This is a genomic window from Terrabacter aerolatus, assembly GCF_007991735.1.
Classification (GTDB): domain Bacteria; phylum Actinomycetota; class Actinomycetes; order Actinomycetales; family Dermatophilaceae; genus Terrabacter; species Terrabacter aerolatus.
In genome coordinates this window covers 48322-63741 of record NZ_BJYX01000022.1, presented here as the reverse complement: position 1 = coordinate 63741, position 15420 = coordinate 48322, and the positions used below count along the sequence as shown (strand labels likewise).

Annotated in this window: 14 protein-coding genes and 1 pseudogene; 8 read left to right on the top strand and 7 right to left on the bottom strand. The window is 71.6% G+C overall.

Annotated features, from left to right (window positions below; translation table 11 throughout):
* From TAE01_RS20730 to TAE01_RS16950, 5 genes and pseudogenes are all read left to right on the top strand, one after another.
* Window positions 1-228 (top strand): annotated as a pseudogene (locus tag TAE01_RS20730) (hypothetical protein); the annotation flags it as partial.
* A complete protein-coding gene (locus tag TAE01_RS16965; protein WP_147067993.1) occupies window positions 228-1166 on the top strand; it encodes a DUF559 domain-containing protein in 939 nt (312 codons plus the stop codon). The pseudogene TAE01_RS20730 and the gene TAE01_RS16965, both read left to right, overlap by 1 nt.
* Before the next feature lie 344 nt (window positions 1167-1510).
* On the top strand, window positions 1511-4129 hold the full coding sequence (locus TAE01_RS16960) for an ATP-dependent Clp protease ATP-binding subunit (protein WP_147067992.1): 2619 nt from the start codon (window positions 1511-1513) through the stop codon (window positions 4127-4129).
* A gap of 131 nt (window positions 4130-4260) precedes the next feature.
* Window positions 4261-5532, top strand: coding sequence for an LCP family protein (locus tag TAE01_RS16955; RefSeq protein WP_147067991.1), 1272 nt, complete (start codon window positions 4261-4263; stop codon window positions 5530-5532).
* A complete protein-coding gene (locus TAE01_RS16950) occupies window positions 5529-6035 on the top strand; it encodes an amino-acid N-acetyltransferase (RefSeq protein ID WP_147067990.1) in 507 nt (168 codons plus the stop codon). The genes TAE01_RS16955 and TAE01_RS16950 overlap by 4 nt, the downstream gene beginning before the upstream one ends.
* A gap of 17 nt (window positions 6036-6052) precedes the next feature.
* Here the strand turns inward: TAE01_RS16950 and TAE01_RS16945 are convergent, their stop codons facing one another.
* Window positions 6053-6946 carry a LysR family transcriptional regulator gene (locus TAE01_RS16945; RefSeq protein ID WP_147067989.1) on the bottom strand — a complete coding sequence of 298 codons (894 nt, stop codon included), beginning with the start codon at window positions 6944-6946 and terminating at the stop codon, window positions 6053-6055.
* A gap of 86 nt (window positions 6947-7032) precedes the next feature.
* On the opposite strand from TAE01_RS16945, the gene TAE01_RS16940 reads away from it, so the two are divergent.
* Complete coding sequence (locus TAE01_RS16940; protein WP_186815260.1) at window positions 7033-8280, top strand: MFS transporter; 1248 nt, start codon at window positions 7033-7035, stop codon at window positions 8278-8280.
* Between the two features lie 169 nt (window positions 8281-8449).
* Here TAE01_RS16940 and TAE01_RS16935 read toward each other — a convergent pair whose 3' ends face one another.
* From TAE01_RS16935 to TAE01_RS16925, 3 genes are read right to left on the bottom strand one after another with little or no spacing between them, the layout of a single operon-like run.
* Complete coding sequence (locus tag TAE01_RS16935) at window positions 8450-9391, bottom strand: ABC transporter ATP-binding protein (RefSeq protein ID WP_147067987.1); 942 nt, start codon at window positions 9389-9391, stop codon at window positions 8450-8452.
* The gene (locus tag TAE01_RS16930; RefSeq protein WP_147067986.1) at window positions 9388-10206 is read right to left on the bottom strand and encodes an ABC transporter permease; all 819 of its coding nucleotides are present in this window, start codon (window positions 10204-10206) and stop codon (window positions 9388-9390) included. Before TAE01_RS16930 ends, TAE01_RS16935 begins: the two co-directional genes overlap by 4 nt.
* Entirely contained in the window at window positions 10199-10993 is a 795-nt protein-coding gene (locus TAE01_RS16925) for an ABC transporter permease (RefSeq protein ID WP_147067985.1), read from the bottom strand. The genes TAE01_RS16930 and TAE01_RS16925 overlap by 8 nt, the downstream gene beginning before the upstream one ends.
* A gap of 126 nt (window positions 10994-11119) precedes the next feature.
* Here TAE01_RS16925 and TAE01_RS16920 point away from each other — a divergent pair, with 126 nt between their 5' ends.
* Entirely contained in the window at window positions 11120-11509 is a 390-nt protein-coding gene (locus tag TAE01_RS16920; RefSeq protein ID WP_147067984.1) for a PPOX class F420-dependent oxidoreductase, read from the top strand.
* A 10-nt stretch (window positions 11510-11519) separates the two neighbouring features.
* On the opposite strand, the gene TAE01_RS16915 is transcribed toward TAE01_RS16920, so the two are convergent.
* From TAE01_RS16915 to radA, 3 genes are read right to left on the bottom strand one after another with little or no spacing between them, the layout of a single operon-like run.
* The gene (locus tag TAE01_RS16915) at window positions 11520-12413 is read right to left on the bottom strand and encodes an iron-sulfur binding domain-containing protein (RefSeq protein WP_147067983.1); all 894 of its coding nucleotides are present in this window, start codon (window positions 12411-12413) and stop codon (window positions 11520-11522) included.
* Between the two features lie 26 nt (window positions 12414-12439).
* A complete protein-coding gene (gene disA, locus TAE01_RS16910; RefSeq protein ID WP_147067982.1) occupies window positions 12440-13516 on the bottom strand; it encodes a DNA integrity scanning diadenylate cyclase DisA in 1077 nt (358 codons plus the stop codon).
* A 53-nt stretch (window positions 13517-13569) separates the two neighbouring features.
* Window positions 13570-14985 carry a DNA repair protein RadA gene (gene radA, locus TAE01_RS16905; protein ID WP_147067981.1) on the bottom strand — a complete coding sequence of 472 codons (1416 nt, stop codon included), beginning with the start codon at window positions 14983-14985 and terminating at the stop codon, window positions 13570-13572.
* Window positions 14986-15057: 72 nt separating this feature from the next.
* Between radA and TAE01_RS16900 the strand changes: the two genes are divergently transcribed.
* A complete protein-coding gene (locus TAE01_RS16900; protein ID WP_147067980.1) occupies window positions 15058-15315 on the top strand; it encodes a hypothetical protein in 258 nt (85 codons plus the stop codon).
* Window positions 15316-15420 lie beyond the last annotated feature (105 nt).

Sequence of the window (15420 nt, the reverse complement as noted above, 5' to 3'; positions counted from 1 at the left end):
GCCCCACCCTCCCCCGCCCCGCGCCGCAACCTCCACAAGTCCGCCCAGGCGAAGAACCAGAAGCCCAACCGGCCCCGCAACCCGCACAACCCCGCCCGGGCGAAGAACCAGAAGCCCAACCGGCCCAGCAACCCCCACAACCCCGCCGCGGCGGGCTTGGAGCTGTCCGTTCGGGCTGCTGTGGATGACCCACACGGGGTCCGCGTCTGGTGCCGCACAGTGACGTGATGAGGCCCGCCGACACTCCCGGCAACGACAAACCGTTCCTGCGCTCCGAGAACGGAGAGGACCAGCTCAGCGCGTGGCGCTTCCGACGAGCGCACCGAGCCCTGTTCCGGGGCGTCTACGTCAGCACCGAGACCCCTGTCACCCTCCGGCTGCTCGGCGAGGCAGCGCTGCTGCTTGCCGAACCCCGCAGCTTCCTGTCGCATCACACGGCCGCGAGACTGTGGGGCGGAGTGGTTCCAGACGACGCCGACGTCCACGTGACCTACCCGCGGATGCGGGCCCAGTGCTTCGGCATCGCCGCCCACCGCCCCAAGGCGCGACAGCACGTCGTCAGTTGGATGGGGCTGCCGATGACGGCTCCCGCGCAGACCTTCCTCGACATGAGTCACCTGCTGGGCTTGGTCGACGTCGTCGTGCTCGGCGACTCGCTGGTCCGCAAGAGACGCTTCACGCCGGACGAGCTGGTAGCGCTGGCTGAGCACCACCGCGGCCCGTATTCACGCCTGGCTCGCCGCGCTGCGCGACTTGTCCGCGCCGGCGTCGACTCTCCGATGGAGACCAGGCTGCGCCTGCTCATCGTCCTCGCAGGCCTGCCCGAGCCAGAGGTCGACCACCGTGTCTACGACGAGCACGGGAACGTGTTGTTCCGCTACGACCTGTCCTACCTCCAGTGGCGGCTCATCATCGAGTATGACGGGCGCCAGCACGCAGAGTCGGAAGAGCAATGGCACCAGGACATCAATCGGGATGAACAGCTCGACGACTGGGAGCTGAGACGGCTGGTCGTCGTCGCGAAGGACATCCACCGAACGCCGGGCCGAACCCTCACCCGCATCGTGCGCGCGATGACACGGCAGGGCATGCCCGTGCCAATGCTCACGGACGAGTGGCGACGTCACTTCCCCACGCGCGAGAGCGGCATCTCCCTCCCCGCCTGACGTCCGGTTCGCGCCGAGTGGCCGGGAACCACCACCACAACCCCACCCGGGCGAAGAAACGGAGGCCGATCCGGCACCCCCACCACCACAACTCAACCGCGGCGGAGGTTTGGGGGCCGCGGCGCGCGGTGGCGGCGCGGGGCACCACGGGTACGACACGGCATACGCAAGGATGACGACTCCCCGCCCGCGCGTGTCCGCCCACGGCGAACAGCGGCAGAACCTGAGCCGATCACGCTCAGGATGGGGAACAGGCGGGACACGACCGGCGTTGGTCGGGGTGTGCTCGTCCACAGCGGGCACGGATAGCATCGAGATGTCTCTCGATCAGTCAGGAGAAGAACATGTTCGAACGGTTCACCGACAGGGCCCGAAGGGTGGTTGTCCTCGCGCAGGAGGAAGCTCGCCTGCTCAACCACAACTACATCGGGACCGAGCACATCCTCCTGGGTCTGATCCACGAAGGCGAAGGCGTCGCCGCGAAGGCCCTCGAATCGCTCGACATCTCGCTCGAGGCGGTCCGGGCCCAGGTCCAGGAGATCATCGGCCAGGGGCAGCAGGCCCCGACCGGCCACATCCCCTTCACGCCCCGCGCGAAGAAGGTTCTCGAGTACTCGCTCCGCGAGGCACTCCAGCTCGGCCACAGCTACATCGGCACCGAGCACATCCTGCTCGGGCTGATCCGCGAGGGCGAGGGCGTCGCCGCCCAGGTCCTCGTCAAGCTCGGCGCGGAGCTCAACAAGGTCCGCCAGCAGGTCATCCAGCTGCTCTCCGGCTACCAAGGTGGCCAGGGCGGCGAGAAGGCCGGCGCCGGTGTCGGCCCCGGCCAGGCCGAGGGCACGCCTGCGGGCTCCCTCGTGCTCGACCAGTTCGGTCGCAACCTCACGCAGGCTGCCCGCGAGGGCAAGCTCGACCCGGTCATCGGGCGTGAGAAGGAGATCGAGCGCGTCATGCAGGTGCTGTCGCGCCGCACGAAGAACAACCCGGTCCTCATCGGGGAGCCCGGCGTCGGCAAGACCGCCGTCGTCGAGGGCCTCGCCCAGGACATCGTCAAGGGCGAGGTGCCCGAGACGCTCAAGGACAAGCAGGTCTACACCCTCGACCTCGGCTCGCTCGTGGCCGGCAGCCGCTACCGCGGTGACTTCGAGGAGCGCCTGAAGAAGGTCCTCAAGGAGATCCGCACCCGCGGCGACATCATCATCTTCATCGACGAGATCCACACGCTCGTCGGTGCAGGTGCCGCCGAGGGCGCCATCGACGCCGCGAGCATCCTCAAGCCGATGCTCGCCCGCGGTGAGCTGCAGACGATCGGTGCGACGACGCTCGACGAGTACCGCAAGCACATCGAGAAGGACTCCGCGCTCGAGCGACGCTTCCAGCCGATCCAGGTGCAGGAGCCGACGCTCCCGCACACGATCGAGATCCTCAAGGGTCTGCGCGACCGCTACGAGGCCCACCACCGGGTCACGATCACCGACGCGGCGCTCGTCGCGGCGGCCAACATGGCCGACCGCTACGTCAACGACCGCTTCCTGCCCGACAAGGCGATCGACCTCATCGACGAGGCGGGCGCGCGACTGCGCATCCGCCGCATGACGGCTCCGCCGGACCTGCGCGAGTTCGACGAGAAGATCGCCGCGCTCGTGCGCGAGAAGGAGTCGGCCATCGACGGCCAGGACTTCGAGCGCGCGGCCCGCGTCCGCGACGACGAGAAGCGCCTGCGCCAGGAGAAGTCCGCCCGTGAGGCCCAGTGGAAGTCGGGCGACATGGACGTCGTGGCCGAGGTCGACGAGGAGCTCATCGCCGAGGTCCTGGCGGCGAGCACCGGCATCCCGGTGTTCAAGCTGACCGAGGAGGAGTCGAGCCGACTGCTCCACATGGAGGACGAGCTGCACAAGCGCATCGTCGGCATGGACGACGCCGTCAAGGCGCTGTCCCAGGCGATCCGCCGCACGCGTGCCGGCCTCAAGGACCCGCGCCGCCCGGGTGGCTCGTTCATCTTCGCCGGCCCCACCGGTGTCGGTAAGACCGAGCTCGCAAAGACGCTCGCCGAGTTCCTCTTCGGCAGCGAGGACGCGCTGATCCAGCTCGACATGTCGGAGTACTCCGAGAAGCACACCGTCAGCCGTCTCTTCGGTTCGCCTCCCGGCTACGTCGGCTACGAGGAGGGCGGCCAGCTCACCGAGAAGGTGCGCCGCAAGCCGTTCTCCGTCGTGCTCTTCGACGAGGTCGAGAAGGCCCACCCGGAGATCTTCAACTCGCTGCTGCAGGTGCTCGAGGACGGCCGCCTCACCGACTCGCAGGGTCGGATGGTCGACTTCAAGAACACCGTCATCATCATGACGACCAACCTCGGCACGAGGGACATCTCCAAGACGTCGCTCGGCTTCTCGGCCGGTCCGGACACGCTGTCGGACTACGAGCGGATGAAGGCCAAGGTCACGGACGAGCTCAAGCAGCACTTCCGGCCCGAGTTCCTCAACCGCGTCGACGACACCATCGTGTTCCCGCACCTCAACCGCGCGGAGATCACGCAGATCGTCGACCTCGAGATCGCCAAGCTCGACAAGCGGCTCAAGGACAAGGACATGGGCATCGAGCTCACGCCCGCGGCCAAGGACCTGCTGGCCAAGAAGGGCTACGACCCCGTGCTCGGTGCGCGCCCGCTGCGCCGCACCATCCAGCGCGAGATCGAGGACGCCCTGTCGGAGAAGATCCTCTTCGCCGAGTTCGGTTCCGGTCAGTACATCAAGATCGACACCGAGGGTGAGGGTAAGGAGGAGAAGTTCACCTTCTCCGACATGGCCCACCCCGACTCGGCCCACCGCCCGGCCGACGACCTGCCGGAGCTTCCCGAGGGTGCCGCCCTCGACGAGGCCCTCGGGGTCAACATCACGGCCGGTCCGGCGGTGCCCGACGACCAGGTCTACCCCGACGCGGGGCTGACCGGCACGGAGCGCTGAGACCGCTCGACCGATCGACCGGAGGGGTCGGGGACACGAGTCCCCGGCCCCTTCGTCGTCCCCGATGCTCGCCGGTGTCTGCGGGCCGAGGCCGTCCCGCGCCGCCTGAGCGGGTCGTCTACGGTGGGGCCGTGACCTCCGAGCACCCGCCGACCGGCCGGCCGCGAACCGATGGCGTATGCCGTCCCGCCGGCTCGCGAGGCAGGCTCCCCTCCCGGGCGGGCACCGTCGTCGTCGCGGTGGCACTGGCGGCCTCGGTGGCGCTCGGAGCCTGCACCGGTGAGGCACCCGCTCCTGCCGGGTCGGCCACCTCGTCACCGTCGTCGTCGGACGCGGGCACCGCCCCCGGCCCGTCCTCCGGTGCGGGCGCACCGTCCGGCATCGCCGTCGCAGGAGCCCCCGGGCCGCTCGCCACGCTGGTCCGCTCGGTCTACACGAGTGGCGACCTCACGCAGACGTCCACCCCCTCCGCAGGGGCCGCGCTCAAGGCACGCAAGAGCGCCGGCGGTCCCGTCGACGCCAGGGCCGAGGTCGGGTCGTGGATGGGCACGCCCGTCGCCGTCGTCACCGCCGGGGACGACGTGACGCTCGCCGTCGGCCCGACCTGGAAGGTCGTCGGTGGCTGGTGGCCCTCGCTCGGCGTCGCGCGACCGAGTCTCGGCGGCGGCCCGCGCTGGGTGCTCGCCATCGGCTCCGACGCCCGCAAGGGCCAGCCGCTCGAGCGCACCCGCGCCGACGTGCTCCAGGTCATCGGCATCGACGGCAACGGTGGCGGTGGGGTCATGGGGATGGCGCGGGACCTGTGGGTACCGCTGTCGACCGGGGGCAAGGGCAAGATCAACTCGGCCATGGTGTTCGGCGGCCCGCGGGCGCAGGTCGCCACGGTCAGGTCCGTCACCGGGCTGCCCGTCGAGGGCTACGTCGTGCTCGGCTTCGCCGGCTTCATGAAGATCGTCGACGAGCAGGGCGGCATCCCCATCGTCATCCCGAGGACCGTCGTCGCCTCGCACGCCCGGAACATGGTCATCAAGGCCGGCCCGCAGACCCTCACGGGAGCCGAGGCGCTGGCCTACGCCCGCGAGCGCAAGACGCTGCCCGACGGTGACTTCGGCCGGTCGCGCCACCAGGGGGAGGTCATCCTCGCCGCCGCCGTCAAGGCCAAGCTCGCCGGACCGATCGCCATCCCCGCCGCGCTGACGAGCTTCAGCAAGGTCGGCACGAGCAACCTCACGGCCGAGCAGATCCTGACCTTCACGGCGGGACTGCACCAGCTCAGCCCGCTCAAGGTGGGGCGCGGGGTGGCCAAGGGCGCGTTCGGCTGGGCCGAGAAGCAGTCGATCGTCGTGCTCGGCGCTCAGGCTCGCAGCCTGTTCGCCGCGTTCCGTGACGGGAACCTCTCGTGACCGGGGGCCGGCCGGTCATCCGGCGTGCCCGCACGTCCGACGTCCGGGCCATCCGGGCCCTCGTGGCGCCGCTCGCCGAGCGCCGGGTCCTCGTGAGCAAGGAGGCGGTCACGTACTTCGAGAGCCTCCAGGAGTTCCGGATCGCCGAGCTCGACGGGCGGGTCGTCGGCTGCGGAGCCCTGCACGTCATGTGGGAGGACCTCGCCGAGATCCGCACCCTCGCTGTGGCCCCCGACCAGATCGGGACGGGGCTGGGTGGGCGGCTGCTCGAGACGCTCGTCGAGGACGCGCGCGAGATCGGGGTCGAGCGGCTCTTCTGCCTGACCTTCGAGACGGACTTCTTCGTGCGGCACGGGTTCGAGGTGATCGAGGGCCAGGCCGTCCCGATGGACGTCTACGCCGAGCTGCTGCGGTCCTACGACGAGGGCGTCGCCGAGTTCCTCGACCTCGAGCGGGTCAAGCCCAACACCCTCGGCAACACCCGGATGCTCCGCACCCTCTGAGCCGGCCTTCCCGCGGTTCAGGCCGACGGAAGGTGTCGTGCGAGGTGGGCCAGCAGCGCGTCGACCGCGGGCGAGCGCCCCTCCGCCCGGGCGATGACCGACAGCTCCCAGACGAGGTGCTCTTCGAGCGGCACGGCCACGACCCCGGTCAGCTCGGGCGCGTCCACGGCCGTCTGCTCGGGCACGACCGCCACGCCGAGCCCAGCCGCCACGTAGGCGGGCACCGTCGACAGGTCCGGCACCTCGAGGGTGACTCGGCGGCGCAGGCCGGCCGTCACGAGCCAGTCGTCCACCACCCTGCGGTTGCCGAATCCCACTGGCATCTCGACGAAGTCGTCGGCGAGGAGGTCCTCGATCGCGACCGAGCGTGCGGTGGCGTAAGGATGCCCGGACGGCAGCAGCGCGACGAACGGCTGCCGCCGCAACACCTGAGCGTGGACGCCCGTGAGGTCGGCGAGCGCCAAGCCGCAGAAGGCGACGTCGAGGCGCGAGCGGCGCACGTCGTGGACGAGCCCCGTGGAGCCGCGCGGTGACGTGCGCATCGACAGCTCGACCCCCGGGTGCGCGCGGTGGAAGGCGCCGAAGATCTCGGGCAGGCGCAGGGACTCGAGGTTGGTGAGCATCCCGACGCGGAGCGAGCCCGTGACCGCTCCCCGGACCCGGGCGCCGACGCTGCGCATCTGCGAGACGGCGTCGAGGGCCGTGCGCGCCCGCGGCAGCAGGTCGCTGCCGGCCCTCGTCAGCGCCACGTGGCGGGTGGAGCGGATGAACAGCGCCGTCCCGACCTCCCGCTCGAGCACGGCGACCCCCGACGAGACGGTCGACTGGACCGCCTGGAGCCGCTCCGCCGCACGGGTGAAGCTGAGCTCCTCTGCGACGGCGACGAAGTACTCGAGATGCCTCGTGTCCACCGGTCCATCATTCACCATTCACATCGATGAATGTGACTGACAGTGCTCGTTGGACACGATCAATGCCGGGGGCGCACGCTGGGAGCATGACGACGACCACCCCGCGCAGCACCCGCGCCGACCACGACGACGCCTCCCGCGCCCGGCACCGCCGCGGCTTCTGGGTCGTCGTCGGGGCCTTCACGGTCCTCATGGCCTTCACGACGCTGCCCACCCCGCTCTACCCGCTCTACCAGCAGCTCGACGGCTTCCCCACCTTCGTCATCACGCTGATCTTCGCGGCCTACGGCGTGGGCGTCATGGGCGGTCTCTACCTCGCCGGCCACGTCAGCGACTACCTCGGCCGGCGACGGGTGCTCCTCGCGGCCACGACGGTCGAGATCGTCAGCGCGGTGATGTTCGCCCTCCTCCACGACACCGGCAGCCTGCTCGTGGCGCGGTTCCTCTGCGGCCTCGGCATCGGGGCCGTCACAGCGACCGCGACCGCCCACCTCGCCGAGCTCCACGCCGTCGGACGGCCCGGCGCCGACAGCCGCTTCGCCTCGGTGGTCGCCGGAGCCGTCAACACCGGCGGCCTCGCCCTCGGCCCGCTCGTCGCCGGGCTGCTCACCCAGTTCCTCCCCCACCCGCTCACCGTGCCGTATGCCGTGTGGGTCGTCCTGCTCGTCCTGGCCTTCGTGGCCCTGCTGTTCGCACCCGAGACCGTCGACCGCCCGGCCGGGCGACCGGCCTACCGGCCCCAGCGTGTCAGCGTCGAGCCGAAGGCACGACCGCACTTCTCGGCCGCCGCCGTGGCTGCGGCCGCTTCGTTCTCGGTGCTCGGGGTGTTCACCTCGCTCACGGCCAGCTTCGTCGGGGGCACGCTCGGCCTGCACTCGAGGCTGCTCACCGGCGCCATCGTCTTCGGGGTCATCGGCGCCTCCACGGTGTCGCAGGTCGTCCTCGGCGCACGCGACGTCCCCGACCGCCTGCGGGCCGGCATGGCCGCCATGTCGGTCGGGCTCGTCCTCGTCGCGGTCGGCGCCTGGACCACGTCACTACCCGTCTTCGTCGTCGCCGGCGTCCTGGCGGGGGCCGGCGTCGGGCTCGTCTTCAACGTCGCGATCACGACGGCCGCCACGGTCTCCTCGCCCGAGCACCGAGGCGGCACCCTGGCCGGGATGTTCCTCGCCGCCTACGTCGGGATCACGGTCCCCGTCGTGGCAGCCGGTGTCGCGGTGACGTTCTTCCCCGCGTCGGCCGTGCTCGTGGTGTTCGCGGCGGTCGTGCTCGTCGCCGTGCTCGTCTCGACGACGAGGCTGCTCGCCCACTCGACCCCGTCGTCCCACTCCTGAGCGGCCCTGGCTCGAGGGACGCCGCTCCTCACACCAGACGAGCCGGCCAGGCGGCCCCCACTCGACCACGACCGGGAGCCACTCGTGGCCTCTCGACGGTGACAGAGGGCCAGACGTGGCCTCTCGACGGTGAGCGAGGCGCCAGACGTGGCCTCCCGACGGGGGAACGTCAGTCGCGGCCGGAGGCGGCGTAGATGCGCCGGACGACGTCCTCGATGTCCGGCTCCTCGATGGTCAGGTCACGCACCTCGTGCCGGGACGAGACGTGGGCCAGGACGGCCGCGACGGTCGTCGCCGCACTGTCGAACGACAACCGCTGACGCAGCCCGTCGGACTCGCTCTGCACGAGCGTCGCCCCCGGCACGTCGCACAGGTCGGGGGTCGGCCCGGCCAGGTCGAGGACGAGGATCCGCTGGGCACCCACCGTTCCGGCGAGCCCCGTGAGCGTGCCGTCGAAGGCGAGCCGCCCGTGGTCGACGACGAGGACCCGGTCGCAGAGCCGCTCGATGTCGCCCATGTCGTGCGTCGTGAGCAGCAAGGTCGTGCCCTGCTCGTGCCGCTCGGCGACGAGGAACTCGCGCAACCGCTGCTTGGAGAGCACGTCGAGCCCGATGGTCGGCTCGTCGAGGATGAGCAGCTCGGGAGAGTGCAGCAGGGCCGCGGCGATCTCGGCGCGCATCCGCTGTCCGAGGGACAGCGAGCGCACCGGCGTGCCCAGCTGGGGACCCATCTCGAGCTGCTCCACGAGCAGGTCGGTGCGGGCGCGGGTCGAGCCGTCGTCCATCCGGTGGATCGCGCCGAGGATGGTGAACGAGTCACGCAGCGGCAGGTCCCACCAGAGCTGCGAGCGCTGGCCGAAGACGACTCCGAGCCGACGCGCCACCTCCACGCGCCGGCGCATCGGGTCGAGCCCGCACGTGCGCACGTGACCCGAGGTCGGCTTGAGGATGCCGGTGAGCATCTTGATCGTCGTCGACTTGCCGGCGCCGTTGGCCCCGATGTAGCCGACCGCCTCGCCGGGCTCGACGGAGAAGGTCATCCGGTCGACCGCTCGGGTCTTCCTGAAGTCGCGCACCAGCTCGCGCGTCTCGATGATGCTGTCGGCGCTCATCCACCTGCTCCTTGGTAGTGACGGGTCCCGAGCCTCCAGCAGAGACCGGCAATGGCCCAGGCGAGCAGCGCCGCGAGGGGCGTGCACCAGGCGAGCCAGTGCGGCGCGAGGCGGTCGCCCGGAAGGCCGAGGACGGCCACGGCCGGGATGTAGGCGACGAAGGCGGTCGGCGCGACGAACGTCCAGAAGATGCGCAGCGGACCGGGGAAGACCTGCTGGCTCTGCTGGGCGGCATACGACCCGCCGTAGGTGAAGGCGTTGGTGAACTCGGAGCCGTCGACGAGGAAGAACTGCAGGCCACCCGCTGCCGTGAAGAGGGCCGAGAAGATCGCGGTACCGCTCACGACCGTGAGGACGATGAGTGCGACGGTGGCCGCCGACCAGGCGATCGGGGCCGTCACGAGGGCCACCGTGAGCGCCACTAGCGCGACCGCGAGACGGCCGACCCTCCGCAGCGAGAGGTCGCTCGTCATGAGCTGGGCGAGCAGCGGCAGTGGGCGCACGTAGAACGCGTCGACCTGGCCGGCCCGGATGAAGCGCGGCAGCTGGTCGAGGTGGCCGACGAACATGTCCGCGAGCGAGAAGGCGAGGTTGGACAGGGCGAAGACGAGCAGGGCGGCCGTGAAGTCGAGGCCGCCGAGCACGTCGACGTTGTGGAAGATGACCCAGACCTCGGCGAACTCCGCGAGCCCCACGCCCACGGTGCCGAGGATGTCGGTGACGAACGACGCGCGGTACTGCATCTGCGCGCGGGCACGCGAGGCGAGCAGCACCCGGTAGGGCCGCAGCCGCTCGGACAGGCTCTCGTCAGCCACCCTGCACCTCCAGGCGACGGCGACCGGCCCGCAGCACGAGCTGCCCCAGCCCGAGCAGCGCCACGGCCCAGAAGACCTGGACCGCGACCGCGGAGGCGATGTCGGTCCCGACGACGCGACCGGCGAGGATGTCGATGGGGTTCTGCAGCATCGACGGGAAGGGCGACCAGTTGGCGATGGTCCGCAGCCAGGTCGGGAACCACGGCACGGGCAGGTAGAGCCCGCAGAGCAGACCACCGGTGATCATCCACAGCAGCGTGATGCCACGGATCTCGACGAGCCAGAACGCGAGCAGGTTGATGACGAAGTTGCCGGCGAAGGCGACGACGACCGCGAGCACCACGGAGACGGCCCCCGCCACCCAGCTGAGCGCAGAGGGCGGCCACGCCAGGTCGAAGAGGAGCCCACCGAGCAGGATCGCCGGGACGCCGCGACCGACGAGGTTGATCCCGGCGCGGCCGAGATCGCCTGCGAGGTAAGCCATCTGGGGGTCGACCGGTCTCAGGAAGTCCACGGCGATGTCGCCCGTGCGCACCCGGTCCTTGACCTCGGCGAAGCCCCACAGGTTGACGGTCCCGAGCAGCGCCTGCCCCCACCAGACGAAGGCGAGCGCCGTGGGCGCGTCGTAGCCGCCGATGGCCGAGCCGGCCGACGCCAGGGCGGCCAGCAGCACCGAGGCCCGGATGAAGCCGAAGACCGAGTTGGTCGTGACCCCCGCGAGCAGTGCCAGACGGTAGGTCGAGTGGCGGCGGAAGCCCGCCCGGACGAGTAGCCAGAAGGTCCTCACGACGCCTCGACACCTCCCCCTCGACCCACGCGCCCGGCAGATGGCACGAGGGGCGACGCTACAAGTCGGCGGGTCCTCCGGCAACCCCGGGCGGCCGATCTGCCCCTCGTCATCTACCGTGGGCCCGTGGCCTCCTCCCCTCGCGACCTGTCCCCGGACGCCCTCGAGTTCCTGTCCGTGCGACACCTCGCGACCCTGACGACGCTGCGCGGCGACGGTGGCCCGCACGTCACCCCCGTCGGGTTCACCTGGGACACCGAGTCGCTCGTGGCGCGGGTCATCACCAGCCGGTCGAGTCAGAAGACGGTCAACGCGGCTCGCGGCGGCCGCGCCGCCCTCTGCCAGGTCGACGGCCGACACTGGCTGACGCTGGAGGGCCACGCCCGCGTCGTGGACGACGCCGCCTCGGTGTCGGACGCCGAGCGACGGTATGCCGCCCGCTACCGCGAGCCGCGACCCAACCCGCAGCGGGTGGTCATCGAGATCGTCGTCGACCGGGTGCTCGGCAACCTCTGAGCCGGGCCGGTCACGCCGGGAGGCGGTAGCGCTCGCCTTCGAGGGGCTCGACGAGGCCGTCGGCGACGAGCGAGTCGAGGCAGCGCATCACCTGCGTCCGGTCGTCGGCCGAGTCCTCGAGGCGGGCAAGGGGCAGTGCCGCGTGGGCGTCGCGGAGCCGGCGCAGCAGCTCGCCCCGAACCTGCCGGTCGGTGCCGTGCCAGCTCTGACCGCGCCTCGGTGGTCCGTCGTAGGCCGGCCGGCCCGCGACGTTCCAGGCGCACAGGTCGGCGACCGGACACTCGTCGCACCGTGGCCCGCGCGCCACGCACACGAGCGCCCCGAGCTCCATGACCGCGACGTTCCACGTGTTGGCCGTGCTCCGCTCGGCCGGCATCGAGTCGGCTGCGAGCTGCGCCTCGGCCCGGTTCAGCGTGAGATTCGGGAAGGCCTTGCCCTCCCTGGTGCGGGCCAGCACGCGCCGGACGTTCGTGTCGACGACGACCTCGGGGATGCCGAACGCGAAGCACGAGACGGCTGCCGCCGTGTAGGCGCCGACCCCCGGCAGGGCCAGCAGCTCCTCGGGTCGGCCCGGCACCTCGCCCCCGTGTCGCTCGACCATGGCCCGCGCCGCCTCGTGGAGGCGCAGCGCACGACGCGGGTAGCCGAGGCGCCCCCACGCCCGGACGGCGTCACCGGGGGCGGCGGACGCGAGGTCGGCCGGGGTGGGCCAGCGCTGCATCCACTCGCGCCAGATCGGCTCGACGCGCGAGAGCGGCGTCTGCTGCGACATCACCTCGGAGAGGAAGACACCCCAGGGCGTGGCGTCCGGCGCGCGCCACGGCAGCTCCTTGCGCCCCGCCTCGGCGTACCAACCGTTGACGCGCTCGTGGAGCAGCGACAGCGGGACCTCACGGGACGGCATACGACAGCGGACGACGGCGGAGCCGGTCAGACGTAACGCTCGAGGATGCTCGACTCGGCCAGGCGCGAGAGGCCCTCGCGGACGGCTCGGGCCCGGCCCTCGCCGACGCCCTCGACGAGCATGAGGTCCTCGATGCCGGCCGCGAGGAGGCGCTGGAGCGACTCGAAGTGCGTCACGAGGCGGTCGACGATGGCGGTGGGCAGGCGCGGCACCTTGGTCAGCAGGCGGTAGCCCTGGGGCGAGACCGGGACGTCGAGGCTGTCGCCGACGACGGAGAACCCGACGGCGCGGGCGCCGGCCGCGAGGTCGAGCAGCTCGACGGCGTTGAGCGTCTGGAGGTTGTCGAGCGCCTCGTCGACGTCGAGCCCGGACTTCGTCGCGGGGAGGTAGTCGCGGATGACGAGCTCGCGGTCGTTGCCGAGCCCGCCGACGAGCTCCTCGAGCTGGAGGCTGAGCAGGCGGCCGTCGGTGCCGAGCTCGACGACGTAGTCCTGGATCTCGGCGGAGATGCGGCGCACCATCTCGAGACGCTGGAGCACCGCGGTGACGTCGCGGACCGTGACGAGGTCCTCGATCTCGAGCGCGGACAGGGTCCCGGTGACCTCGTCCAGGCGGGACTTGTAGCGCTCGAGGGTCTGCAGGGCCTGGTCGGCGCGCGAGAGGGTCGTCGGCGAGCCCTCGATGACGTGCCGGAGGTCGCCGACGTAGAGCGCGACGACGCCCATCGACTGGCTCACCGAGATGACGGGGAAGCCGGTCTGCTTGGCCACGCGCTCGGCCGTGCGGTGGCGCGTGCCGGACTCGGTCGTCTCGATGCGTGAGTCGGGGACGAGCTGCGTCGCGGCGCGCAGGATGCGGGTGCCCTCACGGTCGAGCACGACCGCGCCGTCCATCTTGCACAGCTCGCGCACGCGCGTCGCCGAGAACTCCATGTCGAGCACGAAGCCACCCGTGCAGATCGAGTCCACGACACGGTCGAAACCGAGCACGATGAGCGCTCCGGTGCGACCGCGCAGGATCCGTTCGAGGCTGTCGCGCAGCTCCGTGCCGGGGGCTACCGCGGCGAGGGCCGCGCGGAGCAGCAGCTCGTCGTTCCGGTCCATCACTTCCCTGTTCGCAATGGGGGCGCCGAGCGTCCCGCCCGGTCGCTCGCAGTCTAGACGGTGCCGACCGCAGCCGCGCTCGTTGACCGACCACCGGCGAGGCGTCCCATGGCCTCGATGGCTCGCGGCACGTCCGCGACCTCCACGGCGCGCAGTCCGGCGGGCACGACGGTGCCGGTGAGGCTCCCCGCGGGCACGAGGGCATGGCGGAAGCCGAGGCGCGCCGCCTCGGCGAGCCGGCGGTCGAGTCCGGTGACGCGGCGCACCTCCCCGGCGAGCCCGACCTCACCGAAGGCGACGACGTCGGGAGCCAGCGGCTTGTCGACGACGGAGGAGGCCACGGCGCAGACGATGGCGAGGTCGGCGGCCGGCTCGGTGATGCGGACACCGCCGACGGTGGCCGCGAAGATGTCGCGGGAGGCCACCGGCGCGCCGGCCCGCTTGTCGAGGACGGCGATGATCATCGCCAGCCGCGAGGCGTCGAGCCCGCTGGAGGTGCGACGCGGCGACGGCAGGGTCGAGGTCGCCACGAGCGCCTGGACCTCGGCGACGAGCGGCCGCCGGCCCTCGAGGGTCACGGTGACGCACGTGCCGGGCACCGCGTGGTCGCGCGTCGAGAGGAACAGCCCGCTGGGGTCGGCCAGGCCGGTGATGCCGGAGTCGGTCAGCTCGAAGCAGCCCACCTCGTCGGTGGGGCCGAAGCGGTTCTTCACGGCGCGCACGAGGCGCAGCCCGGAGTGACGGTCGCCCTCGAACTGGATGACGACGTCGACGAGGTGCTCGAGCAGGCGCGGCCCGGCGATCGAGCCGTCCTTGGTGACGTGCCCGACGAGGAGCACCGCGACCCCACGCGACTTCGCCGCGGCGATGAGGCTGCCCGTCACCTCGCGCACCTGGGAGACGTTGCCCGCCTGCCCCTCGACGTCGGCGCTGGCGATGGTCTGCACGGAGTCGACGACGAGCAGCCCCGGCGAACGGGCCTCGACGTGGCCGAGCACGGTGGCGAGGTCGGTCTCGGCGGCGAGGTAGAGCGTGTCGGCCATCGCCGAGATGCGCTCGGCGCGGGTGCGCACCTGGGCGGCCGACTCCTCGCCGCTGATGTAGAGCACCTCGGAGCCGGACCGCGCGGCCCGGGCGGCGACGTCGAGCAGCAGGGTCGACTTGCCGACGCCGGGCTCGCCGGCCACGAGCACGACGCCCCCGGGGACGAGACCACCGCCGAGCACCCGGTCGAACTCGGCCACACCGGTGGGGCGGGCGGCTGCCCGGGTCAGGTCGACCTCTCCGATGCGCTGCGCCGGCGTGACCGCGGTGGCCGCGGTCGTGCGGGCGGCCGTCGGGGCGCCGGTCTCGGAGACCGTGCCCCAGGCCTGGCACTCCCCGCAGCGGCCGACCCACTTCGCGGTGGTCCACCCGCACTCGGCGCAGCGGAAGCCGGGCGTGCGTCGGGTCGTCGTCCTCGTAGCCATGGGCACGACCGTACGGCGCGCGTGCGACAGCGCCCGGAGTGGCCTGCCGGGACGGCGTGAGAAAATGGCGCCATGGAATCGGTTCTGCCCTACGTGCTCGCCATCGTGCCCACGGTGGGCGTCGGCACGCTCTTCTACTTCGTCATCAAGAGCATCCTCGAGGGCGACCGTCGTGAGCGCCTCGCCCAGGCGCAGTGGGAGGCCCAGCACGACCGGCGCGCCAGCACCGCGCGCCAGAGCGCCTCCGCTGCCCCGGGCACTCCGGATGCCGCCGACACCGCTGACACCGCTGACACCGCCGGCTCTCCGAGCAGCCCCTCCGCCCCCTGACGACACCCGCGCAACGCCCTGACGAGACCCGCACGAGGCCTTGTCGAACGGGCATCTCGGCGTTAGCCGTCAACGCCCCCGAGGCCTTTATCGGCAATCCCCTCA

Coding starts and splice junctions, on each gene's coding strand:
- TAE01_RS16915 (WP_147067983.1), bottom strand. CDS start 12,413: ATGCCGTCCCGTGAGGTCCCGCTGTCGCTGCTCCACGAGCGCGTCAAC.
- disA (WP_147067982.1), bottom strand. CDS start 13,516: ATGGACCGGAACGACGAGCTGCTGCTCCGCGCGGCCCTCGCCGCGGTA.
- TAE01_RS16940 (WP_186815260.1), top strand. CDS start 7,033: ATGACGACGACCACCCCGCGCAGCACCCGCGCCGACCACGACGACGCC.
- TAE01_RS16960 (WP_147067992.1), top strand. CDS start 1,511: ATGTTCGAACGGTTCACCGACAGGGCCCGAAGGGTGGTTGTCCTCGCG.
- TAE01_RS16935 (WP_147067987.1), bottom strand. CDS start 9,391: ATGAGCGCCGACAGCATCATCGAGACGCGCGAGCTGGTGCGCGACTTC.
- TAE01_RS16900 (WP_147067980.1), top strand. CDS start 15,058: ATGGAATCGGTTCTGCCCTACGTGCTCGCCATCGTGCCCACGGTGGGC.
- TAE01_RS16965 (WP_147067993.1), top strand. CDS start 228: ATGAGGCCCGCCGACACTCCCGGCAACGACAAACCGTTCCTGCGCTCC.
- radA (WP_147067981.1), bottom strand. CDS start 14,985: ATGGCTACGAGGACGACGACCCGACGCACGCCCGGCTTCCGCTGCGCC.